Source organism: Micromonospora sp. A202 (assembly GCF_006715105.1).
Taxonomy (GTDB): domain Bacteria; phylum Actinomycetota; class Actinomycetes; order Mycobacteriales; family Micromonosporaceae; genus Micromonospora; species Micromonospora zamorensis.
The window spans coordinates 1,186,379-1,209,100 of sequence record NZ_VFMP01000001.1 but is presented as its reverse complement, the minus strand read 5'-3'; the positions used below and the strand labels follow the sequence as shown (position 1 = coordinate 1,209,100).

Annotated in this window: 18 protein-coding genes; 6 read left to right on the top strand and 12 right to left on the bottom strand. The window is 69.9% G+C overall.

Annotated elements, in window-relative coordinates; translation table 11 throughout:
• Positions 1–957: 957 nt before the first annotated feature.
• Together FBZ33_RS05675 and FBZ33_RS05670 are read left to right on the top strand one after the other, a co-directional pair.
• Positions 958–1,521: a hypothetical protein gene (locus tag FBZ33_RS05675; protein ID WP_141908244.1), complete on the top strand. Its 564-nt coding sequence runs from the start codon at positions 958–960 to the stop codon at positions 1,519–1,521.
• Positions 1,522–1,746: 225 nt separating this feature from the next.
• Positions 1,747–2,916, top strand: coding sequence for a DDE-type integrase/transposase/recombinase (locus FBZ33_RS05670; protein ID WP_141908243.1), 1,170 nt, complete (start codon positions 1,747–1,749; stop codon positions 2,914–2,916).
• A gap of 321 nt (positions 2,917–3,237) precedes the next feature.
• On the opposite strand, the gene FBZ33_RS05665 is transcribed toward FBZ33_RS05670, so the two are convergent.
• Together FBZ33_RS05665 and FBZ33_RS05660 are read right to left on the bottom strand one after the other, a co-directional pair.
• Positions 3,238–4,077, bottom strand: coding sequence for a DUF4081 domain-containing GNAT family N-acetyltransferase (locus FBZ33_RS05665; RefSeq protein ID WP_141908242.1), 840 nt, complete (start codon positions 4,075–4,077; stop codon positions 3,238–3,240).
• Positions 4,007–5,347, bottom strand: a complete 1,341-nt coding sequence (locus FBZ33_RS05660; RefSeq protein ID WP_141908241.1) for an MFS transporter — start codon at positions 5,345–5,347, stop codon at positions 4,007–4,009. The genes FBZ33_RS05665 and FBZ33_RS05660 overlap by 71 nt, the downstream gene beginning before the upstream one ends.
• Before the next feature lie 112 nt (positions 5,348–5,459).
• Here FBZ33_RS05660 and FBZ33_RS05655 point away from each other — a divergent pair, with 112 nt between their 5' ends.
• The gene (locus tag FBZ33_RS05655; RefSeq protein ID WP_099851240.1) at positions 5,460–6,050 is read left to right on the top strand and encodes a PadR family transcriptional regulator; all 591 of its coding nucleotides are present in this window, start codon (positions 5,460–5,462) and stop codon (positions 6,048–6,050) included.
• Between the two features lie 177 nt (positions 6,051–6,227).
• Here the strand turns inward: FBZ33_RS05655 and ispG are convergent, their stop codons facing one another.
• The 7 genes from ispG to FBZ33_RS05620 all read right to left on the bottom strand — a co-directional run bounded on the left by ispG (position 6,228) and on the right by FBZ33_RS05620 (position 15,601).
• Positions 6,228–7,400 carry a flavodoxin-dependent (E)-4-hydroxy-3-methylbut-2-enyl-diphosphate synthase gene (gene ispG / locus FBZ33_RS05650; protein WP_088946672.1) on the bottom strand — a complete coding sequence of 391 codons (1,173 nt, stop codon included), beginning with the start codon at positions 7,398–7,400 and terminating at the stop codon, positions 6,228–6,230.
• 9 nt (positions 7,401–7,409) lie between these two features.
• Positions 7,410–8,660 carry an RIP metalloprotease gene (locus FBZ33_RS05645; protein WP_141908240.1) on the bottom strand — a complete coding sequence of 417 codons (1,251 nt, stop codon included), beginning with the start codon at positions 8,658–8,660 and terminating at the stop codon, positions 7,410–7,412.
• A complete protein-coding gene (gene dxr / locus FBZ33_RS05640; RefSeq protein ID WP_099851237.1) occupies positions 8,660–9,871 on the bottom strand; it encodes a 1-deoxy-D-xylulose-5-phosphate reductoisomerase in 1,212 nt (403 codons plus the stop codon). The genes FBZ33_RS05645 and dxr overlap by 1 nt, the downstream gene beginning before the upstream one ends.
• A gap of 43 nt (positions 9,872–9,914) precedes the next feature.
• Complete coding sequence (locus tag FBZ33_RS05635; protein WP_141908239.1) at positions 9,915–10,547, bottom strand: Uma2 family endonuclease; 633 nt, start codon at positions 10,545–10,547, stop codon at positions 9,915–9,917.
• A gap of 126 nt (positions 10,548–10,673) precedes the next feature.
• Entirely contained in the window at positions 10,674–10,937 is a 264-nt protein-coding gene (locus tag FBZ33_RS05630; RefSeq protein WP_141908238.1) for a hypothetical protein, read from the bottom strand.
• 42 nt (positions 10,938–10,979) lie between these two features.
• Positions 10,980–14,675 (bottom strand): CARDB domain-containing protein, encoded by a 3,696-nt coding sequence (locus tag FBZ33_RS05625; RefSeq protein WP_141908237.1) that lies wholly within the window; start codon positions 14,673–14,675, stop codon positions 10,980–10,982.
• A gap of 374 nt (positions 14,676–15,049) precedes the next feature.
• A complete protein-coding gene (locus tag FBZ33_RS05620) occupies positions 15,050–15,601 on the bottom strand; it encodes a GNAT family N-acetyltransferase (protein ID WP_141908236.1) in 552 nt (183 codons plus the stop codon).
• A gap of 51 nt (positions 15,602–15,652) precedes the next feature.
• On the opposite strand from FBZ33_RS05620, the gene FBZ33_RS05615 reads away from it, so the two are divergent.
• Together FBZ33_RS05615 and FBZ33_RS05610 are read left to right on the top strand one after the other, a co-directional pair.
• Entirely contained in the window at positions 15,653–16,492 is an 840-nt protein-coding gene (locus FBZ33_RS05615; RefSeq protein WP_141908235.1) for a YhjD/YihY/BrkB family envelope integrity protein, read from the top strand.
• An 11-nt stretch (positions 16,493–16,503) separates the two neighbouring features.
• A complete protein-coding gene (locus FBZ33_RS05610) occupies positions 16,504–18,099 on the top strand; it encodes an NAD(P)/FAD-dependent oxidoreductase (RefSeq protein WP_141908234.1) in 1,596 nt (531 codons plus the stop codon).
• 91 nt (positions 18,100–18,190) lie between these two features.
• On the opposite strand, the gene FBZ33_RS05605 is transcribed toward FBZ33_RS05610, so the two are convergent.
• Positions 18,191–19,771 (bottom strand): Rieske 2Fe-2S domain-containing protein, encoded by a 1,581-nt coding sequence (locus FBZ33_RS05605; protein WP_141908233.1) that lies wholly within the window; start codon positions 19,769–19,771, stop codon positions 18,191–18,193.
• A gap of 199 nt (positions 19,772–19,970) precedes the next feature.
• On the opposite strand from FBZ33_RS05605, the gene FBZ33_RS05600 reads away from it, so the two are divergent.
• Positions 19,971–20,192: a DUF2631 domain-containing protein gene (locus FBZ33_RS05600; protein WP_088946662.1), complete on the top strand. Its 222-nt coding sequence runs from the start codon at positions 19,971–19,973 to the stop codon at positions 20,190–20,192.
• An 85-nt stretch (positions 20,193–20,277) separates the two neighbouring features.
• Here FBZ33_RS05600 and FBZ33_RS05595 read toward each other — a convergent pair whose 3' ends face one another.
• Positions 20,278–21,447 carry a DivIVA domain-containing protein gene (locus tag FBZ33_RS05595; protein ID WP_141908232.1) on the bottom strand — a complete coding sequence of 390 codons (1,170 nt, stop codon included), beginning with the start codon at positions 21,445–21,447 and terminating at the stop codon, positions 20,278–20,280.
• Between the two features lie 31 nt (positions 21,448–21,478).
• Positions 21,479–22,636 (bottom strand): 23S rRNA (adenine(2503)-C(2))-methyltransferase RlmN, encoded by a 1,158-nt coding sequence (gene rlmN / locus FBZ33_RS05590; RefSeq protein ID WP_088946660.1) that lies wholly within the window; start codon positions 22,634–22,636, stop codon positions 21,479–21,481.
• Between the last annotated feature and the right edge of the window lie 86 nt (positions 22,637–22,722).

Sequence of the window (22,722 nt, the reverse complement as noted above, 5' to 3'; positions counted from 1 at the left end):
CCTCCGGATGTGGGGTGGCGGAGACTTCAGCCTGCCGGCGCCGGCGCGTAGATTCAACCGAATTTCCGGCCCTGAGCAGGGCGTCAGTCATCGCCCAACTCATGATCGACTCGGCTTCATTGAAGTCGGGGTGTCAGCCTGTCGCGGATGCCGCCGTTTCCGTGAAGTCGAGTGGATCATGCCCCCATGGGGTTGTGCGCGCCCGCTGGGCAGCCGAGCCCACGGCACCCGGACCGGCGCGGCAAAGCCCCCGGCTTGCTTGGACGCAGGAGCGAAGGGGCCGACCTGATGCGACGTTTGTCGGGTTTGTGGAAACCCTGGCACGCCCGTCCTGGTCTTGATCGACTCGGCTTTCAGGAAGTCGGGCATCCAGACGCCTTGGATGCCCCGACTTCCTTGAAGACGAGTGGATCATGCCGGGCCAAGCCGGCTCGTGACCGCCGACACGAGAGGTTTGGGGGATTTGGCGGGCCCTGGGGTTCCGTGGGTCGTGAGCGGTCGCACCCATGGGTCGGAATGATGGCCGGGGCGGGGTCGTTACATACCCTGACGATCGCAGGACCACCGGCTCACCGCCCCGCCCAACGAGGTTGGAACAGCTGGTAGCGGGGTTGGAATGCCGACCCGGGCCGCATCGTTGAAGCCTTTCGCACCGACCGCCCGAGCACCCCGCTCTATCGGGTGTCGCAGGATGGGCCACCCGGGAATGACCCCCGACCCCCGGTCGTTACACATGAACCCGGCGCCACAAGCCCCGCTCGTAGGCCGCCGACCCCGGCGCCCGAGCCCCCCGCTCGCAGGCCGCCAACCCGGCCCCCACAAGCCCTTCCGCTTGACGGTGCCGACCTTCCAGACTTTTTCCCTTGATTTGATGCAGCGCCGGACGAGGTGCTCACACCCCTGTGTCGCCGACCCTTGGTGGCCCGGGTGTTTCCTACCCCCGAAGGAGCTACCCCCATGAACACGATCATCCGTAAGAGCATGTTGTCTGTTGCTGGTCTCGCGTTCGCCGGTGGTGTCTTCGCCGGCCCGATCGCCGCCCACGCTGCCAACCCCGTGGATGGCAAGCCGGTCGCGGTGGCCGCGCAGTCGGCCGCCCCCAAGCCCCAGGGCGACCAGTCCCACATCACCCTCAACGACGAGCAGACCGCCAACGTCAAGGCGATCATCGCCGCCACGAAGAAGGCCGGCCTGCCCGAGCGCGCCGCGGTGATCTCGATCGCGACGAGCCTGCAGGAGTCGAAGCTGGAGAACCTGGGCCACCTCGGCGACGCCAACGACCACGACTCGCTGGGCCTGTTCCAACAGCGCCCGACCAGTGGTTGGGGCACGCCGGAGCAGATCACCGACCCGGCCTACTCGACGACCGCGTTCCTCAAGGGCCTCCGCCAGGTCGACGGGTGGCAGGACATGGCGCTGACCGACGCCGCGCAGACCGTCCAGGTCTCCGCCTACCCCGACGCCTACGCCCAGTGGGAGCAGCAGGCCACCGACCTCGTCGGCCAGTACTGGAACAGCTGACACGAACACTGAACGACCCGACCGCTGGCCGGCACCCCAACCCGGGGTGCCGGCCAGCGGCATATCCCGCACAACCACAAGGACACCGACAACGAGACCCGGCAGACCTTGGACACTTTCCGTTAGCCGATAACTATTCAGTCCCATGACATCTGTCAGTGTTGAAGTCCCGATACATGTGTCACTTGGTAGGGATCTTGGGCGTGCTGGTGAATGGTGCCTGGCATGGCTTCTCGGCGGCGTGTCATGAACCTGCTCGATGCCCAGTTGGCTGCTGGGGTGCGGGTCAACGCCGCTGAGTTCGCGCGCGAGCATGGTGTGTCGGTCCGTACCGTGTACCGGCATCAGGCGCGGATCCGGGACGTGGGCGAATGGCAGGAGCGGTCCCGGCGGCCGCGTATCAGTCCGCGGGTGACGCCACCGGAGCTGGATGCGTGGATCTGCAAGCTGCGCGTCGAACTCGGCCTGGACAACGGGGCCGACTTCATCCACGACGCCCTGATCGAGCTGCACAACGCTACTGCTCCGGCGTGGCGGGTGCCCTCAAGGTCGACGATCAACCGGGTCCTGGGCCGGCATGACCTGCTCGAACGGAACCCGGCGAAACGGCCGCGCAGCTCGTTTCGACGCTTCGTCTACGCCCGGCCCCGAGACTGCTACCAGATCGACGCCACGAACGTCCGGCTCGCCGACGGCAGCCTCGCCGCGGTCTTCGACGTCTTGGACGACTGCACCCGAACCCTCGTCGGCTGTCACACCACGACCGCGGAGACCGCCGAAGGCGCGGTCACCGCGGTCAGGCAGGCGTTCACCGAGTACGGGGCCCCGGCGATCGTGTTGTCCGACAACGGCACCGCGTTCACCAGCCGCCTGACCCGACCCGGATCGATCTCCACGTTCGTCCAGTACCTCCTGCAACACAATGTCCGGCCGATCAACTCCAGCCCCTACCACCCCCAGACCTGCGGCAAGGTCGAACGCCACCACCAAACCCTCAAGAAATGGCTGAGCACCCAACCCACCCCCAACACCTGCCCCGAACTGCAGAACCTGCTAGACGCCTACCGCCGCTACTACAACACCGAACGACGCCACAGCGCCCTGCCGCGACGCGCCACCCCCGCCCAGGCATGGACAGACGCCCCCAGCCTCGGCGGGCCGACCAGCCTGCCCAGGCAAACCGACGCCACCCTGCACCGCTGCCTCGTAGGCAGCACCGGCGCCATCACCGTCGCCGGGCACCGCACCAGCGTCGGCACCACCCACGCCGGCGCCACCGTCACCGCCATCCGCGACCAAAACCGAATCACCATCTACAACCGCGACGGACAACCCCTCGGCCACTTCCACCTCAACCCCGACCGGACCTACATCAGCCTCACCCGAGCAGCCTGATCAACAACTCATGACACATCTATCGGGACTTCCCCTTGACACATGTCTCGGGACACGACAGTTCCGCGCTAACGGAAACTGTCCAAGATCTAGGGTTGGCGACGCGTCGGAGTGCCGTGATCGGTCCCCTCGGCATGCGGCACGGTTGCGCCGGGGCCGCGCGGAGGGCTCGGCAGATCCGCGGCCAGGTGCGGGCGGTGTGGCACCCCGGCGCGCGGCGCCCGGTGGCCGGTGCGGCACCCGCGTTTGACACGCGGCACCGGGTGACCGGTGGCCGGCACGCGGCACGCGGGCGCCCTGGACGCGGCGCCCCGCCAGGGGTCAGAAGAGGACCGTGGCGAGGGTGCCGACCGGCTGGAAGCCGCAGCGTTCGTAGACCCGGCGGGCCGGGAGGTTGAAGTCGTTGACGTAGAGGCTGACAGTGGGGGCGACCCGCAGCAACGCGTCGCGGACCACGGCTGCCATGGCGGCTGTGGCGATCCCTCGGCCGCGCCACTCGGGTGCGACCCAGACGCCCTGGACCTGCGCCGTCCGCTTCGTCACCACGGCCAGCTCGGCCTTGAACACGACCTTGCCGTCGACGAAGCGGGCGTACGCCCGACCGGCGCGGACCAGGTCGTTGACCCGCCGGCGGTAGCTGCGCCCGGCGTCCTCGGCCAGTGGGGAGACCCCGACCTCCTCGGTGTACATGGCAACTGCCGCGGGGAAGAGCCGGTCGACCTCGCCGGAGCGGACCTGGCGTACCTCCGGGTCGGCCGGTACGGGTGGCAGGGAGTCGGCGACCAGCAGCGGCTGGTTGGGGCGAACGTCTCGCGCTGGCCCCCATATGTCGGAGAGCCGGTCCCACAGCCCGAGCACTGCGTCGGCCCGACCGACGATGGACGAGCACAACCGCTCCTCGCCCGCGAGCAGGTCGGCGAAGGCGGCCACCGCGGCGTCGCTCGCCAGCACCGGCGTCAGGTTGCCGCCGAGCCAGCACAGCGATTCGAGGTTGCGTCGTGCCCCGTACCCCAGGATTCTGCCCTCGGCCCGCCACCACGAGAGGCCGCGCGCGGCGATCCGTTCGGCGACCTGCGCGCCCGCGAACGGGTCATGGTCGAGTAGTCGCTCGACCGCGCGGCGCTCCGATTCCCCCAGTTGGCGTACCGGCACCGTCAGCACGACTACCAGCCTGCCAGATCGACCCCCCGGTCCGCCGGTCGAGTGACAAGGCTGGCACCTGCTCTGTCGGCTCACTGAGCGGCCGGGTTCGACCAGCCCACCGGACGACCGGTGGCACCAGTGCCCCGAGCAGGAGGAACAGGCCACCGAGCACGAACCAGCCCGGTACGCCCCAGCCGAGCGCGAGGGTCGTCACCACCACCGGCGCGAGCATCTTGCCCAGTTCGTAGCCCATGCCGTACGCCCCCTGGTACTGGCCCTGGGCGTCCGCTGGCGCAAGGCCGAAGGAGATCCCCCAGCCGGCGGCGGAGTGCCACAGTTCCCCGGTCACGTGGGCGACCGAACCGCAGGCAAGCAGACCGATGGCACCGGCCGTGGGCAGGGCGCCGCTGGCGGCGAAGAGTACGCAGGCCAGGGCGATGGCCACCCCCGCTCGACGGGCGGCACGGGCGGCTCCGGGCAGGGTGGCGGCGGTGGCCGCGGCGCGGACCTGGAAGAGCACCACCAGCACGGTGTTGACCAGCGTCAACGCGGAGATCATCCAGACGGGCGCCCGGGTGTGCCCGGCGATCCACAGCGGCAGTGCGATAGTGAGCAGGCTGAAGTGCATGGACATCAGCCCGTCGACCAGGGTGAAGGCAAGGAACGGGCGGTCCCGCAGGGCGACCAGTCGAGGGCCGTGCGCGGGGGCGGCGACCGGGGCGATGCTGGGCAGTCGGATGAAGACCACCGCTGCGGCCAGCGACGCCGCCGCCGCGGCCAGGATCAGCGCGACGTACCCGCTGCGGGTGTCGGCGGCGATGGCGAAGCCGCCGAGGACCGCGCCGACGGAGATCCCGACGTTGGTGGTGGCCCGGAGGTAGGCGCGGGTGCGTACCCGCTGATCGGCAGGGATCGCTCCGGCGATCAGCGCGCCCCGCGCACCGCGCTCCACCGCGTCGGCGAGCGCCGTGGCGGCTCCCACCAGCACGAACGTGGGAAACGACCGGACGGCGACGAGGCCGACGGTGAGGGTGCCCGCGGCGAACAACGCGCCGACCTGTACGCCGCGCGGGCCGACGCGGTCGGCCAGGTAGCCACTGGGTGTGCTGGCCAGCACACCGACGAGGGCCGAGATGGTCAGGCCGATGCCCACCTGGGTCGCCGACAGGCCGACCGACCGGGTCAGGAAGAGCGCGCTGGCGACGAGCCACAGGCCACGCCCGACGGTCTTGACCAGGGTGCCGACGGTAAGGACCCGGGCCGGGCCCGGTGGGGGAAGCAGGCGCATGACCGACACTTTAACAAGACGTACGTACGGTTTGTAAAGAGCCACTTGTCGACGATGCATTGCCGATATATCGTTGATGCATCAGCGACAGTACGGAGAGAGGGAGAACCCGATGAGGTTCCATCGACAGCACCACCCGATGCACGAGGCCCGGATGCGTGGGTTCGGCTTCCCGCCGGTCCCCCCCGGCCCGCACGGCCACGGCGAGCACGGACACGGCGGCCCCTGGGGCGGCCGGGGCCGTGGACGGGGTCGGGGCCGACGCCCCAACGTCCGGGCGGCCGTGCTGGCTCTGCTCACCGAGCGGCCGATGCACGGTTACGAGATGATCCAGGAGATCGACTCCCGCACCGGCGGCGCGTGGCGGCCGAGCCCGGGCTCGATCTACCCCACCCTCCAACTGTTGGAGGACGAGGGCGTGATCGTCGCCAGCACGGAGGAGTCCGGCGGCGGACGGAAGCGGTTCACGGTCACCGAGGCCGGTCAGGCCGAGGCCACCGAGGCAGCGCAGACCCCGGCGTGGGCGGACGTCGCCCAGGGCACGGTGAGCAGCTGGCACGACATCCGCGACTCCGGCGCGCAGGCGATGAACGCGCTACGACAGGTCATGATGAACGGCACCGACGACCAGCGTGAGCGGGCCGCCCAGGTGCTCGACGAGACGCGACGCAAGCTGTACGCGATCCTCGCCGAATCCGAGTGACACCAGCCCGCACCACGCGAGGCGAAACCGCAGTGACGCGAAACCGCAGTGACGCGAGCCCGCAGTGACGCGAGCCGCACCCACCGCACACCAACCACGCCCCGCATCGACGGGGCCGGGATGCAAGCAAAAGCGGCCGTTCCCCCGAGGGAACGGCCGCTTTTGCCAACTGGAAAATCAGTGCACGGTGACCGTCGGGCCGGTGATCAGCCCGCGCAGCTCCTCGGGCAGCTCGGCGCCCATCTCGTCGGCGATCCGCAGCGCCTCTTCGATCAGCGTCTCCACGATCTGCGCCTCGGGCACCGTCTTGACGACCTTGCCCTTGACGAAGATCTGGCCCTTGCCGTTGCCGGAGGCGACGCCCAGGTCGGCCTCGCGGGCCTCGCCGGGACCGTTGACGACGCAGCCCATCACGGCGACCCGCAGCGGCACCGGCAGCCCTTCCAGACCGGCGGTGACCTCCTCGGCGAGCTTGTAGACGTCGACCTGGGCCCGCCCGCAGGACGGGCAGGAGACGATCTCCAGGCCCCGCTCGCGCAGGCCCAGCGACTCCAGGATCTGGTTGCCGACCTTGATCTCCTCCACCGGCGGGGCGGACAGCGACACCCGGATGGTGTCGCCGATCCCCTCGGCGAGCAGGGCGCCGAAGGCGACCGCCGACTTGATGGTGCCCTGGAAGGACGGGCCGGCCTCGGTGACACCGAGGTGCAGCGGGTAGTCGCACTGCTCGGCGAGCTGCCGGTACGCGCGGATCATCACGACCGGGTCGTTGTGCTTGACCGAGATCTTGATGTCGCGGAAGCCGTGCTCCTCGAACAGCGAGCACTCCCACAGCGCCGACTCGACGAGCGCCTCGGCGGTGGCCTTGCCGTACTTGGACAGCAGCCGCTTGTCCAGCGAGCCGGCGTTCACGCCGATGCGGATCGGCACCCCCGCCGCCCCCGCAGCGCGGGCGATCTCCTTGACCTTGTCGTCGAACTGGCGGATGTTGCCGGGGTTGACCCGGACCGCCGCGCAGCCGGCGTCGATCGCCGCGAAGACGTACTTGGGTTGGAAGTGGATGTCGGCGATCACCGGGATCTGCGACTTCTTGGCGATCGCGGGCAGCGCCTCGACGTCGTCCTGGGACGGCACGGCCACCCGGACGATCTGGCAGCCGGACGCGGTCAGCTCGGCGATCTGCTGGAGGGTGGCGTTGATGTCGGAGGTGAGGGTCGTGGTCATCGACTGCACCGACACCGGCGCACCGCCGCCGACCGGCACCGAACCGACCATGATCTGGCGGCTGGCCCGACGGGGAGCGAGCGGCGGGGGCGGCACGGCTGGCATACCGAGACTGATAGCGGTCACTTCAGGCACTCACCTTGAGAAGAGCGTGATGGGGTTGACCACGTCCGCGGCGATGGTCAGCAGCGTGAACGCGCCACCGATCAGGATCACCACGTACGTGAAGGGCATCAGTTTGAGGTAGTCCACCCGGCCGGGGTCGGCCCGCCCGATCCGCGCGTAGACCCAGGATCGGGCCCGTTCGAACCAGGCGATGGCGATGTGGCCGCCGTCCACCGGGAGCAGCGGCAGCAGGTTGAACACGCCGATGAAGAAGTTCAGCGACACGAAGAGCATGAAGAAGACCAGCCAGGCGTTGTTCTCCACCGCCTCGCCGCCGAGTCGGCTGGCGCCGACCACACTGATCGGGGTGTCGACGTCCCGCTCGCCGCCGGTGAGGGCGGTCCACAGGGCGGGGACCTTCTGCGGGAGACGCTGGAGCGCCTTCACGGTGCCGACGGCCAGCTCACCGGTGAAGTCGGCGGTGGCGCCGAAGGCGCCGACCGGCCCGTACGTCACGCGGGTGGGCGTGCTGGGGACGAGCCCGACGCCGAGCGCGGCCACCGGCGCGGCGGCACCGGTCGGGTTGTCCAGCGGCGGACGCTGGGTCTGCGCGAGCACCGTGCTGGTGGTGCCCGGCTGCCCGTCGCGGACGTACGCGATCTGCGCGGTGTCGCCCGGCTTGAGCCCGCGCAGCGTGGTGAGCAGGTCGCCGTAGGAGTTGACCGGCGTGCCGTTGACCGAGGTGATCCGGTCACCGTTGCGCAGTTGCGCCTGCGCGGCGGGGCTGGCCGCGTCGGCGCTCGTGCACGCGCGGACCGCGTTCTCCGGGACCACGCAATCGCTGAGCTGGATGACCGCGGGCTCCTGGCGGGCCTGCGCGTCGGTGGTCGGGAAGTCCGGGTTGGGCAGGCCGGCGGAGACCGCGAGGATCCAGATCGTGATCAGGGCGAGCGCGAAGTGCGTGACCGAGCCGGCGGCCATCACGATCGTCCGCTTCCAGACCGGGTAGCGCCACATCACCCGCGACTCGTCACCCGGCTCGACGTCGTCGTCCTGCGGAGTCATCCCGACGATCTTGCAGAAGCCGCCGAGCGGGATGCCCTTGACGCCGTACTCGGTTTCGCCGCGCTGGAACGACCAGATGGTGGGGCCGAAACCGACGAAGAACTTCGTGACCTTCATCCCGAACGCCTTGGCGGTCAGCAGGTGACCCGCCTCGTGCAGGCTCACCGAGATGAGAATGGCCAGGGCGAAGAGGACCACCCCGAGCAGGTACGACATCAAGCTCCTTCCACCGAACCCGCGATGATCTCCTGCGCGTGCGCGCGTGCCCACGACTCGGCAGCGAGCACGTCCTCGACGGTACCTGGTTCGTCGAAGTCCGGAGCGTCCTCCAACACGCGTTCGAGGGTGTCGACGATGCCGAGGAACGGCAGCCGGCCCGCCACGAACGCCGCGACGCACTCCTCGTTCGCCGCGTTGTAGATCGCCGGCCGGGAACGCCCGGCCTCCCCCGCGGCCTTGGCCAGCGCGACGGCCGGGAACGCCTCGTCGTCCAGCGGCGCGAACTCCCAGGTGTGCGCGGCCGTCCAGTCGACCGCCCTGGACGCCTCCGGCACCCGGTCCGGCCAGCCGATGCCCAGCGCGATGGGCAGCCGCATGTCCGGTGGGCTGGCCTGGGCGATCGTCGACCCGTCGACGAACTCGACCATCGAGTGGATCACCGATTGCGGGTGCACCATCACTGTGATGTCGGCATACGGCACGTCGAACAGCTCGTGCGCCTCGATCACCTCAAGGGCCTTGTTGACCATGGTGGCCGAGTTGATCGTGACGACGGGCCCCATGTTCCAGGTCGGGTGCGCGAGCGCCTGCTCGGGTGTGACCTGCGTCAACTCGTCGCGCCGCCGACCCCGGAACGGGCCGCCGCTGGCCGTGACGATCAACCGGCGCACCTCACCGCGCGTCCCGGACCGCAGGCACTGGGCCAGCGCCGAATGCTCGGAGTCGACCGGCACGATCTGCCCCGGCCGCGTCACCGCGGCCCTGACCAGCGGGCCGCCGGCCACGAGCGACTCCTTGTTGGCCAACGCGAGGGTACGACCACCACGCAGCGCGGCCAGCGTAGGAGCGAGGCCCAGCGAGCCGACCACCCCGTTGAGCACGATGTCGCACGGCCACTGGGCCAGCTCGGTCATGGCGTCGGGACCGGCCACGATCTTGGGAAGCTTGAAGTCGCCGGTGGCCCAGCCGCGCCGGCTCGCCTCGGCGTAGAACGCCAGTTGCAGGTCCTGCGCGGCGGACGCCTTGGCCACCCCGACCGCCTCGACGCCCAGTTCGAGGGCCTGCGCGGCGAGCAACTCGACGTTGCCGCCGCCCGCACCCACGGCGACCACCCGGAACCGGTCGGGGTTACGCCGAACGATGTCGATGGCCTGCGTGCCGATCGAGCCGGTGGACCCGAGCAGGACAAGGTCGCGGGGGGAAGTCACGAGGCCATTCTTCCCCACCCCCGCTGCATGCCCGCTGGGAGCCTCAGCCCTCCCCGCCCGGCTCCTCCTCGTCCAGCAACTCGGCCGGGTCGATGGAGAATTCGAACGGCTCCCGCATCGCGAAGGTGCTCCCTGCCGCAGCGGCGGCCAACGGGCGGTACTCCCCGTCGACCAGCTCCAACAGCGCCATGGTCGGCACCCGGTTGCGCAGGTCCACCCGGAGGAAGAACGGCACTCCGGCGGCGGCGTACTCCCTGGGCCTGTCGATCACGTCCTTACGCCGATTTCCAGGAGACACGATCTCCCCCAGCAGCACCGCCTCGGCGATGGGGACCGTCGTGCGGCCACCACCGGATTTGCGCAGCACGGCAATGTCCGGAATGAAGAGGTCATCCCCGGCGATGACGTTGATCTCCGGGTAGACCCAATATCCGGCCTTCCGCGCAGCACGGTGCAGCACGTACGGCAGCTCCCGCTCGACCGACTGATGATCGATTCCCGCGTGTGGTGTAACGATCACGCTTCCGCTCAGGACCTCAACCTTGGGGCCGTTGGTCTCCGGCAACAGGTCGAGGGCGAGCTGCGCGGTCCAGGGCTCGTCGTGCCACCGCAGCACCTCGAACGACGGCTCGGTGTTTTGTGGCGCCGGCTCCGGCGCGAACGCTGCCTGGGCCATCCGGGCTCACCCCCTCAGCGGACCATCCTGCTCAGCTCAGCCTAGTCACGCCGCCCCGCCCGGCACGGCATCGCACACGCGGTGCGACAGATCGGGACATCGGCGTGACCCCGGGCTCGGCGGCGTTCAGGCCGGGGTGACGCAGAACACGACGTCGAGGTAGTCGGAGCGTTTTGTCCAGTTCAAGTAGTGGTAGTCGATGAAGGCGGGCGCCTGGGCCTCACACACCTCGTCGGCCTGCGCCTCGTCGACGACGGTGTTCGATTCGTCGGCGGCGGCGTCGGATGTCCGGCTAACGCCCCTCGCCGGCGATCGTCCACTCGGGTTTACGGAAGTCGGGGTGTCCGCAGCGTGCGGACACCCCGATTTCACTGAAACCGTGGTGATCAAGCTGGCCGTCGACCGGGGGCCGCCGGAGCGGCCCTTGGAGGGTCAGCCGCCGTTGATGACGAACTGCGAGCCCGGCTGGATGACGATGTTGCCGTCGGCCGAGTTCGTGATGGTCACGTTCGTCAGGTTGGCGTTGCCGCGCGCGCCGCTCATCGCGAGGATGCCGGCGCCGTTGTTGGACTTGTCGATCCGCACATTGGTGATGGCGACGTTCGGCATGTTGCCGCCGCCGTTCTTGAACTGGATGCCGTCGAACGTGGAGTCGATGATGTCGGTGTCGCGGATCGTGACGCCGACGATGTCCCTGGTGGCGGGGAAGAGCGTGATGGCCCCGAACTCCTGGTCCTCGTTCCAGAAGGCGCCACCGGTGCGGTAGAGCCCGTTGTTGGCGATCAGCGTCGTGCCGGAGAACGGCAGCGGGTCGTGGTCGGTCGCCAGCATGATGCCCGGGTAGTTCGCCGTGTCGTAGATCAGGTTGTTCTCGATCGAGTTGTCGTAGCCGCCGTAGATGGCGATGCCGTTGGCCCGCCAGGGCAACTGGATGGTGTTGTTGACGAAGTGGTTGTCGTGGGCGATGTCGACGTTGCGGTCCTTCACGTACGGGTTGGCCCAGACCGCGAGCGCGTCGTCACCGGTGGTGCGGAACGACGAGTTGAACACCCGCGAGTTGCGCGTGCCGTTGCTGAAGTTGATGCCGTCGGCGTACGTGTTGCGGATCCGCATGCCGGTGAACTCCAGCCCGTCGGCCGGCCCCCACAGGTCGGGGATGTTGTCGTAGTCGCGACCCACCCAGACACCCACGTTGGCGTGCTCGATCCACACGTTGCTGATCCGGGTGCCGGTGCCGAAGCGACCGTTCAGACCGACGCCACCCTCGGCGTTGCCGTCACCGCCACGGATCCGGCCGGAACCGAAGATGGCGATGTCGGAGATCTGGGTGTTCTTGTCGATGTCGAAGCCGAAGTTGCCCTCGTGGGGGTGGTTGATGCCACCCACCACGTTCTGCGGCTCGGTCAGCGTGTAGAGCTGCGAGTGCCACATGCCGGCGCCCCGGATGGTGACGTTGCTGATGCCGACCTGGTTGTGCGTGCCCCGGTTCAGCGGGTCGTCTGTCAGGATCTTCTGCTCCTGCCGCCACTGCCCGGCCGGGATCCACACGCAGCTGATGACGCCGTTCTGGTCGTCGGTCACCGCGCGCTGGATGGCGGCGGTGTCGTCGATTCCGTCGTTCGGGACCGCACCGTACGAGGTGATCGAGGTGCAGCCGGCCGGCTGGCTCGCCGCCGGTGCCACCTGCTCCAGGTCGATCATGTCGATGACGTAGAACGAGGCGGTGTCACCCGAGTCGCGCTGCAACTTGAACCGGGTGCCGGCCGGGTACGACTGCGCCAGCAGCGCGTTCGACTCGTCGAAGAGCCGTCGGGCGTCGGCCTGCGGGGTGTTGGTCAGCGCCTCCGGCCCGTCGGTGTTGCCGTAGAGCCAGCTGTGCCGCGACGACAGTGTCAACTTCCGGGAGAAGACGTCGTTGACGTAGAGGCTGATGGTCGCCTCGATGCCGCCACCACCGGGCGCGTCCGGGATGGAGTTGCGCACCACTATGGAGTTGGCCTGGTTGGCCGAGGTGAACTCGACGAACTGGCCGGTGCTGTTGAGCCGTACCGACTTGCGACCCGAGGATTCGCTGGCGAAGTTGGTGTGGCCGAAGGTCCGCAGCGCGTCGGGCTCCAGCAGCGTGCCCTGGTAGCGAGCGGCCTCGGCCTCGTACGAGACGTACGGGACGGCTGCACCGCGCCCGACCACGATCGACTGGCTGAACCCGTTGTTGGTCTCGTTGGTCTCGGTCACCGCGTTGGTCGCGTCGGCGGTGGCCGTGATGGTGGCACCTCCGCTGGTGGCGGCCCAACTGCCGGTGACGGCCACGTTGACCGTCGCGCCGGCCGCGATCGAGGCGGTGCTGGTGTTGAGCGTGGTGCTGCCCACCACCAACCGGGTGACGGTGATCGCGCCGGTCGCGGTGGTGCCACGGTTGCGGACCGCCACGGTGAAGGTGACGGACGCGCCCACCGCCGGGTTCGGCGGGTTCGAGGCGATGCTGAGCACCTGCAGGTCCGGGCCGGGCGCCTGCGCGACCACCAGCGGCGACGCCGCCGTGAAGCTGTTGTTGCCGTTGTTCTGCTCGACGATCGTGTTCGTCGGGTCGACCACCGCCGAGACGGCGTAGCTGCCCATCGGCCGGGTGCCGGCGTTGAACGACACGGTGGTCGAGCCGCCCGCAGCGAGCGCGCCCACCGTGGCGCTGCCGGCGACGGCGCCGGCCAGGCTGAAGTTCACGGTGGTCGCCGCGGCGGCGGCGGAGCCGATGTTGCGCACCACTGCCGAGAGCGTGACCGGGGAGACCTCGCTGGGCGAGGTCGGCGACCAGGTCACCGAGCTGACGACCAGGTCCGGGTTGGGCGCCGGCGTGCCGCACACCTCGAACTCGGCCACCTGGCCGGACGGGGCGCCGGTGTTGCCGGTGAACCGCAGCTGCACGTCCGCGGTGGTCGCGGTGACCGGGATGCTCACCACGTTGGTGCCCTGGACGAACTGGTAGGTCGCCGCCGACACCAGACTGGTGTACGAGGACGATGCCTGGTCGCGACCGAGGACCTGGATGGTCTGGGTACGGGTGCCCCAGGCCGGGTCCGGGTTGAGCTTGACGGTGACGCCGGAGATGGAGTGGTTGGCACCCAGCGCGACGGTCAGGTTCTGCGGGTAGCTCGCCGCGCCCTCCCAGTAGGTGGTGAGCTGCCCGTCGTTGGCCTTGTCCGGGGTGAAGCTGAAGGTGGAGCCGCTCGCCGTCATGCTCTTGCCCTGCGCCACGTTGGTGCAGGCGGGCGGGTTGCTGCCGGTCCGGGTGACGGTGTTGCTGTTGCCGGACAGGTTGCCGGCGGCGTCGCGCGCCCGGACGTGGTAGGACACGGTGGCCGTCGTCGGCTGGGTGTCGTTGAAGGTGGTCACGTTCCCGATGGACTGGAGGAACGCGCCGTTGCGGTAGATGTCGTAGCCGGCGATGCCGCTGCCGCCCGCGTTGTCGGTCGAGGCCACCCAGTTGAGGCTGATGGTGGTGCCCGTCTGGGTGTACGAGAGGTTGCCGGGGACGCTCGGCGCTGTGGTGTCCGGGGTGGTGCCGCCGCTGCCGTACACCTCCAGCTCGGAGAGCTGCCCGGCCGGCCAGGCGCTGTTGGCGGTGATGGTGATCCGCACGTAGCGGGTGGAGGTCTGACCGAAGTTGATGGTGACCGTGCTGCCGCTCGCCGGGTTGAAGGTGTACGTCTGGGACCCGACCAGGTCGGTGAACGACGAACCGTTGACGCTGCCCTGCACGCTCAACGTCTGCGTCCGGATGCCCCAACCGGAGGTCGGCAGCTTCAGTACGACCTGGTTGACGCTCTGCGATGAGCCGAGATCGACCTGGACCCACTCCGGGAAGGAGTTGTTGACGCTCTCCCAGTAGCTGCCCGCGTTGCCGTCGACGACCTTCGACGAGTCGTAGACGTCGGCGTGGCCGCTCTCCTGGGTGGGCCGGCCCTGCGCGAGGTTGGTGGCCGCCGCGGCGAAGCCGGCGCTCGGCGCGGCCGCCGTGTCGGCGGGGCGGGCGGCACCGGCGGGGTTCGCGAGGGCGGTGGCCCCTGCCGTGGCGATCAGCGTGGCCGCGGCTGCCGCCGCCACCATCCTGAACAGATTCGTTCGTCTCATCACTGTCCTTGTCGTCGGGGGACGGCTGCCGCGGCGGCTTGACCACGGGGGGTGGGGGTGCGGCGGTGGGACGACCATCAACGGGCCCCCAGGGGACCAGTTGAATCTTCCGAGAGCATGCGCTAAATCGTGCACGTGTTTGTCAAAATCTTGCGCTACTTTGACCAAAGGTTACTGACGTGCTACGGGAGCGTCAACACTTCGACCACCGTGACTATTTATGGGCATGCGTGCCCTACGGGCCGTCGCCGCTTCGCTGTGGCGGGCGCCCGTCGGCACAAACAGTGATGCCGGTGAGTCGTCAGAACGACTCACCGGCATCAGGGTTCGCCACGCGTTGGGCTCACCGCACGGGCACGGAGGTGCCCCGGTGTTCAGGCGGTCGGCGCCGCTCGGACGAAGGTCTCCAACTCCTCACCGCCGTACCACTCGGTGCGCCGGCCCACGTGCTCCATGCCGAGTCGCCGGCAGACCGCCATCGACGGCTCGTTGCCCGGCGACACGACCGCGTAGATCTCCGAGGTGCCGGCGGCGAACTCCCGCACCATGAGGGCACGGGCCGCCTCGGTGGCGTAGCCGTGACCCCTCGAGTCCGGATGCAGGTGCCAGCCCGTCTCGATGTCCTCGGTGAGCTGCGTCTCCGGGTTTCCCGGCAGCCGCTTGAGCAACACTGTGCCCGCCACCAGCCCGGTCTCGCGTACCTCCATCGCCCAGGTGCCGTACCGGCCTCCGTCGGCGGCGTGCCGGTCCTGCCAGATGCGCAGCCGATCGATGGCCTCGCTCGGGTCGGTCAGCGGCAGACCCGGTGCCGCGCCCAGCCAGCGGGTGATCTCGGGGCGGGAGTAGATGTCGTAGATCCGGGCCAGATCAGCCGGATCGTCAGTCCAATCGCGCAGGATGAGGCGTTCGGTGGTGACAACAGTCATGACCCGCGATCTTAAGGAGTGGCGGTCCCGACGACAGGGAAAGGCATCACGATGGGCAGTGGATGGCAGCAGGCGAAGCGGATCACCCGGGCCGCGTTCCGCCCGCTACGTGGGCGGGACCTGTCACTGCACGCCGCCGCGATCACCTTCTACGGCGCGATCGCCGTGGTGCCGGTCGCCCTGTTGGCGATCTGGCTCACCTCCCTGGTCGCCGGAGCCGACCGGGTACGCCGGCTCACCTCGTACGCCGTGGAAGCCCTGCCCACCGCGATCGGCGCACCCCGCGCGGTGGACGCGTTGGTCAATGCCGGGGTGGAGTTGACCCCGCTGCTGGCTCTGGCCTCGCTGCTGCCCGCGTCCCTGTACGGCGAGGGGCTGCGCCGGGCCTTCGTCTCGGTGGCGGCACCCCGTTCCGACGAGCACCTGGTCGGCTGGCGGGGTCGGATCCTCCTGCTGCCGCTGCTCGCGCCGGCCCCCGCGCTGCTGCTGTCGATCCTGCTGGCACTCCCGCTCACCACCCGTCTCGTCCGTCAGGGTGGCTGGGTCGGCGCGCTGGGCGTGGTGCTGTCGTTCCTGGCGGTCTGGCTGGTGCTCACGCCGGTGCTGGTGTGGGTGTTCCGGGTCGTCGGGTCGGCCTCCCCGGACTGGCTCTCCACGCTCGGGATCGGGTCGTTCACCGCGGCGAACCTCTCCGGCTTCCTGCACGGCTTCGTGCTCTTCGCCTCGCTCCCCCTGGACCTGGGAGTGCCGTTCGGTGGCTTCGACGAGATCGGCGCCGGCGTGGCCGTGCTCCTGTGGCTCTACATGTTCCACGTGATCGTCCTGGCTGGTTACTCCGCCACCCTGACCCTCTCCCGTTGGCGCGCCCAGCGCACCGGCGGCACGGACTAGGCTGCGGCGGCATGAGCAGTGAGATTCCGGCCAGCGCCGACGTCGTGATCGTCGGTGCCGGGCACAACGGCCTGGTCTCCGCAGTCCTGCTGGCCCGCTCCGGTCTGGACGTCCTGGTGCTGGAGGCGGCCGACGTGATCGGCGGCGCGACCCGCACCGAGACCCCGTTCCCGAAGGTGCCGGGGCTGCGGCACTCCACCGGCTCGTACCTGCTCGGGTTGATGCCACCGGAACTGCTCGCCACGCTCGACGTCCGAATCCCGGTGCTGCGCCGCGACCCGCACTACTTCCTGCCCACGCCGGGTGGCCTCGGCTCGCCGTACCTGCTCTTCGGAAGCGACACCGCAGCCACCCGGGCGCAGCTCGCGGAGTTCTTCTCCCCCGCCGACGTGGCCGCCGACGACGCCATGCAGGCCGAGCTGGCCGCGCTGCGCGAGGATCTCGCCCCGGCCTGGCTGGCTGAGCCGCTGAGCGTGCAGGAGACCGCCGAGCGGCACGTGCGACCGGCGCTGCGGCAGGTCTTCGTCGACCTCGTGCAGGGCTCGGTGGCCGACTACCTGGCCCGGTTCGAGTTCCGCTCCGAGCTGCTGGTCAGCATGTACGCGGTCACCGACGGGCTGTCCGGCCTCAACGCCGGCCCGGACGACCCCGGCACGGGCCACAACTTCCTCGTGCACAACATGTGCCGACTGCCCGGCTCCGGCGGCACCTGGATGATCGCCGAGGGCGGGATGGGCACCGTCTCACGGACGTTCGCCGAGGCCGCCCGCGCCGCCGGGGCGACAATCCTGACCGGTACGCCGGTGAGTGCGGTGACCCTCGACGGCGGCGCGGCCAGCGGAGTGGTGCTGGCCGACGGCCGACAGGTCGCCGCCCGGGTGGTGCTCGGCGCGTGTGACCCGTACCGGTTGATGGACCTGCTGCCCGACGGCGCGCTCCCGGCGCCGCTCGGCGAACGGATGGCGGCGGTCCGCCGCCCCGGCACCACCCTCAAGCTCAACCTGGCGCTCACCGGGCTGCCCCGGTTCTCCTGCCTGCCGGCCGACGCGCCGAGCCCGTTCGGCTCGACCATCCACCTACTGCCCGGCTCCGCGTCGCTGGTCGGCGGGGACGACACGTCGCCGATGACCGCGCTGCGCTCGATGTGGGCGGACGTGCAGGCCGGGCGACTGCCGGCGGAGCCGACCATCGAGTGGTACCTGCACACCACCGTCGACCCGTCGCTCTCCGACGCCGCCGGGCACCACTCGTCGGCGCTCTTCGTCCAGTCGGTCCCCTACGAGCTGGCCGGCACCACCTGGGACGCGGCACTGCCCGGCTACGTCGACCGGCTCATCGGGATCGTCGAGCGGTACGCCCCCGGCACCGGTGACCTGATCGCCGACGCGGTGCCGCTCCCCCCGCCCGGCATTGAGAAGCACTTCGGCATCACCGGCGGGCACATCCACCACGTCGACAACACGGTCTCGTTCACCGACCGGATGCCCTACGCCACCGGCATCGACGGCGTGTACGCCGGCAGCGCCGGCTGCCACCCGGCCGGCAGCGTCATCGGCGCGGCAGGCCACAACGCCGCCCGCCGAATCCTGGCGGACCTGTCGGTCTGACCACGGCCTACCGCAGAAGTGCGTTGATCATGAAGTTATTGCCTGCCGTGGCGGCGTGTCGGGGCAATAACTTCATGATCAACGAGGCGGGTCAGATCACCGCTTCGCCTGCGGGAGCCGGGGTTTCCGCGTCCACCCGGTGGGCTCTCACCTTGTGGCCGACGCTCGTGAGGCAACGGCCGCTGGGCAGGTCGAAGCGCCAGCCGTGCAGCTGGCAGGTGAGCTGGTCACCGTCGACGATACCGAACCGGGTCAGGTCCGCCTTCAGGTGCGGGCAGCGCCGCTGCACCACCCAGTCGCCCAGGGTGATGTCCTCCGCGTCGGTGCTGCGCTCGTGCTCGTCGTACCAGCCCTCGGCGTACTGGAGACGCTCCTCGGAGAGGCACTTGAAGAACGCGTAGACGAACTCGTTGTACTGGCCGATCCGGGCCGCCGAAAAGCGGCAGGACAGGAAGAGCGAGTTGACCCAGTCCACCTCGTCGATGAAGAGCAGGTGCTCGATCAGCGACCGCTCGGTACGGAACCGGTAGCGGACCTTCTCGTCGGCGTACGGCCGGACCTCCTTGCCCGGGAAGTCCACCACGATCGACTCGACGCTCTCGCCGTCGTAGCCGACCAGGTCGAAGCGGACCGGGCCACCCACACCCTTGGCGAGGTAGATCGACTCGTCCAGCAGCGGCTCGATGCGGCGCTTCATCTCGCCGAGGACGTCCACCTCGGGGTGCCGCCACGACGCCTTCTCGGCCTCGATGACCGGGCGCTTGCGGTCCCGCATCTCCTTCAGGTGGGCGACCTTGTTCGCGAAGAACTCCTCCACCGGCACCGGGTGGGTGGTGCTCGCGCCCTCGGTGGTGACCTCGGCGACGCTGCCCGGCAGCAGCACGATGCCGTTGGTGCCGCCGACCTTGGCGTACTCCGCCAGGAAGACGGACTGGTCGGGGAAGATGTTGCCCTCGTCGCCGTGGATGTCGTTGAACTGCCACAGCTCGTCGTCGAGGAAGCACGGCGGGCCGGCGATCGGGAAGACGTGGTCGGCCTTCAGGTCGTCGATGTAGCGCCACGTCCGGTCGAACTGCCGGTCACGCTTCTGCTTGCCGAACGCGGTCTTCGCCGCCTGCGGCAGCTCGTAGACCATCGGGTACCAGATCGCGCCGGAGAACTGGAGCAGATGCGCGTGCACGTGCCCCAACTCGGCGAAGACGCTCAGGTCGGTGGGGCGGGCGTCGTTCTGGTTGAGCAGCCGCACCCCGTCGTGCTCGACCCAGAGCGACGAGTCGCCGATCGGTCCGTCGGTCGGGCTGGTCAGCGCCTGAATCATGATCTTGAGGCCGCCGGGCAGCTCCACGACCTGCTCGTTGGGCGCCCTCAGGAACTTGGTGAAGCCAAGCGCCCGGAACTCGTCCTCCATCTCCGAGGTGGGGAACTCGGGGAGCAGGACCGTGGCGTCCTTGGAGATGAAGTCCCGCAGGTGCTTGGCGTCGAAGTGGTCCCGGTGCAGGTGGGACACGTACAGGTAGTCGACCTGGCCCAGAGTCTCCCAGTCGAGCAGGGAATTGTCCGGGAACGGGAACCACGAGGCGAAATAGGCCGGGTTGACCCACGGGTCGCACAGAATGCTGCCCGCGGCCGTGTCGATCCGCATGCTGGCGTGCCCGGTTCCGGTCACTCGCACCGCACAGTCCCCCTCAAACAGACAATCAGGTGTACGCCAAACGCTACCGGAGGGAGTCTGACCGCCGCCCCGCGACGCCGGTAGTGCCGTTCGGCCCCGGGTGGGCAGGGCCTGACGGCCGGGAAACCCCCACCCCGCCGCGCCGAGCAGGAGGCGTGCCAGACTAACCAAAGATCCGATCGCGAGGGAAGGACCGACAGTGGCAGGAAGCGAGCCGGTAACGTCGCCAGACCAGCACAAGCCCGGGCACCGCAAGGCCGGGCAGATCGGCGCCGTGCTGTCCGCACTGGCGCTGCTGGCGATGATCTGCGGCAACCACGAGGGCAGGGTCGAGGACCTCTGGCTGATCGGCCTGGCCGCGCTGCTGCTGATCATCGTGATCGGCGACATCGTGCTTCGGCGCAACGGTCTGCGCTCCTGACCCGACCGACCGCCGGACGACCGGCCGACGACGCCGAGGGCCCGCCCCCACCCGGGGGACGGGCCCTCGTCCGTACGCGTCGGGGTCAGCGCCCGAAGAGAATGTCCTGCACGTCCTTGAGCGCGGCGTCGACCTCAGCCTCGAAGTAGCCGCCGGGCACAAGCCCGAACCGGAGCGTGTCCAGGTCCTTCGGGTCGACCGGCATCGGGTTGCGGCGCTGCATGCCGCCGAGCAGGGTCTCAAAGAACCGGTCCACCTGGTCCGGGTCGTAACCGCTGCCGAACCGGCGCACCTGGAAGCTGCGGCGGATCTGGTCGACCCGGTACAGATCGCTGCCGGGCGGGCCGGCCATCGGCGGACCACCCATCGGCGGGCCGCCCATCGGGGGGCCGGCCACGGCGGGCGGGCCGGCCATCGGCGGGCCACCGATGCCCTGCTGAGGCAGCTGCGGCGGACCGGCCGGGCCCCGGCGCATGTCGCGCAGGTCCCGCTCCGGCATCCGGATCTCGGCGGTCATGTCGGCCCGACCGTGTCGCCCGGCCTCGAAGCCGTCGAAGCGCGGCTCCTCCGGCGGCGGATAACCGCCGGGCGAGCGCTGGTCGTCCGGGCCGTACCCACCGGGCGAGCGCTGGTCGTCCTGGCCGTAACCGCCGGGCGAGCGCTGGTCGTCCTGGCCGTAACCCGAGGGGCCGGCGGGGAGGCCGCGCGGCGGAACGCCGTGGCCACCCATCGGACCGGGGCCCATCGGGCCGCCGGGGCCCATCGGGCCAGGGCCGGCCGGGCCGCGCGGCGCGTCGTAACCGCCGCGGGGGGCGTCGTACCCACCGGCGAAGGCACCGGTCGGCTCGTCGTAGCGGCCGTAGCGGTCGGGCGGGCCGGCCTGCGCGGGCATCGGACGGGGCGGCATCGGCTGCGGAACCATGCCCCGCTCATCGCGCATCGGCGGCCCCATCCGGTCCGGTGGGCCCATCCGGTCACCCATTCGGGGGTCGCCACCGCGCCCGGCGCTGTTGCGCTCCTCCAGCTCGGCCAGCTGCCGCTCCACCCGGTCCAGGTGCAGGTCGACCTGCCACTCGTCGTAGCCGTTGAACCGGACCCGGAAGACGACGTCGTGGACCTCCTGGGAGGCCACCGGCGCGCCGACCTGTCGGCCGTCGAGTGTCGCCTCGACCCGGTCGAGGAAGGCATCCACCTCGTCGACCTTGTATCCCCGGCGGAGCGCCTTGCGCCGGAAACGCTGACCCTGACTCGCCACTATGTCTCCTGGTCTCGTTCGCCACGCCCGGTCACGCCGGTGCCTCTCCGGCGCGGTCGGTGTTGGTGTCGTTGTCCTCGGCGGCGGCGAGCTGACCACACGCGCCGTCGATCTCGCGACCTCGGGTGTCCCGTACGGTGGTGGACACCCCGGCATCGCGCAACCGCCGGACGAACTCCCGCTCCACCGGCTTCGGGCTCGCGTCCCAGCGGCTGCCCGGCGTCGGATTGAGTGGAATGAGGTTCACGTGGGTCAACTTGCCGGCCAGCAGCCGCCCGAGGAGGTCGGCTCGCCACGGCTGGTCGTTCACGTCCTTGATCATCGCGTACTCGATCGACACGCGACGGCCCGTCCGGGCGGCGTAGTCCCACGCTGCGTCCAGCACCTCGGCTACCTTCCAGCGCTGGTTCACCGGCACGAGTTCGTCGCGCAGATCATCATCGGGCGCGTGCAACGACAGCGCAAGGGTCACTGAGAGGTCTTCGCTGGCCAGTCGGCGGATGGCCGGAACCAGGCCGACCGTGGAAACGGTGATGTGCCGCTGGGACAGGCCGAGCCCCTCCGGAGCAGGGCTGACCAGGCGACGGATCGCACCGATCACCCGGTTGTAGTTGGCCAACGGCTCGCCCATGCCCATGAACACGACACGCGACAGCCGCGGCGGGGAGCCGACCACCGCGCCGGAGGCCGCCACGCCGGCCATGTACACGGCCTGGTCGACGATCTCGGCGGTGGACAGGTTGCGGGTCAGCCCGGCCTGGCCGGTCGCGCAGAACGGGCAGGCCATCCCGCAGCCCGCCTGGCTTGAGATGCAGACGGTCACCCGGTCCGGGTAGCCCATCAGCACGCTCTCCACCAGAGCGCCGTCGTGCAGCCGCCAGAGCGCCTTACGGGTCGCGCCGTCGTCACACGCCAGCTCGCGCACCGGGGTGAGCAGGGTGGGCATGAGCTGCTCGGACAGCCGCTCCCGGGTCGCCGCGGGCAGATCGGTCATGGCCTGCGGGTCGCGGACCAGGCGCCCGAAGTAGTGATTCGAGACCTGCTTGGCACGGAACGCGGGCTCACCCAACTCGGTGACCAGCGCCTGGCGGCCGGCCAGGTCCAGGTCGGCGAGGTGCTTCGGCGGCATGGAGGCTCGGCGCGCGGCGGTGGCGTCCGAGATGGCGGGGATCAACGGCAGGCTCGTCATGGCTGGTCTAGTGTGTCACGCCGTCGGCGGCAGGTGCCGGTGCGGAGGTGTCGAACGGGCGGCGACCGCCGCAGCCAGATGACCGG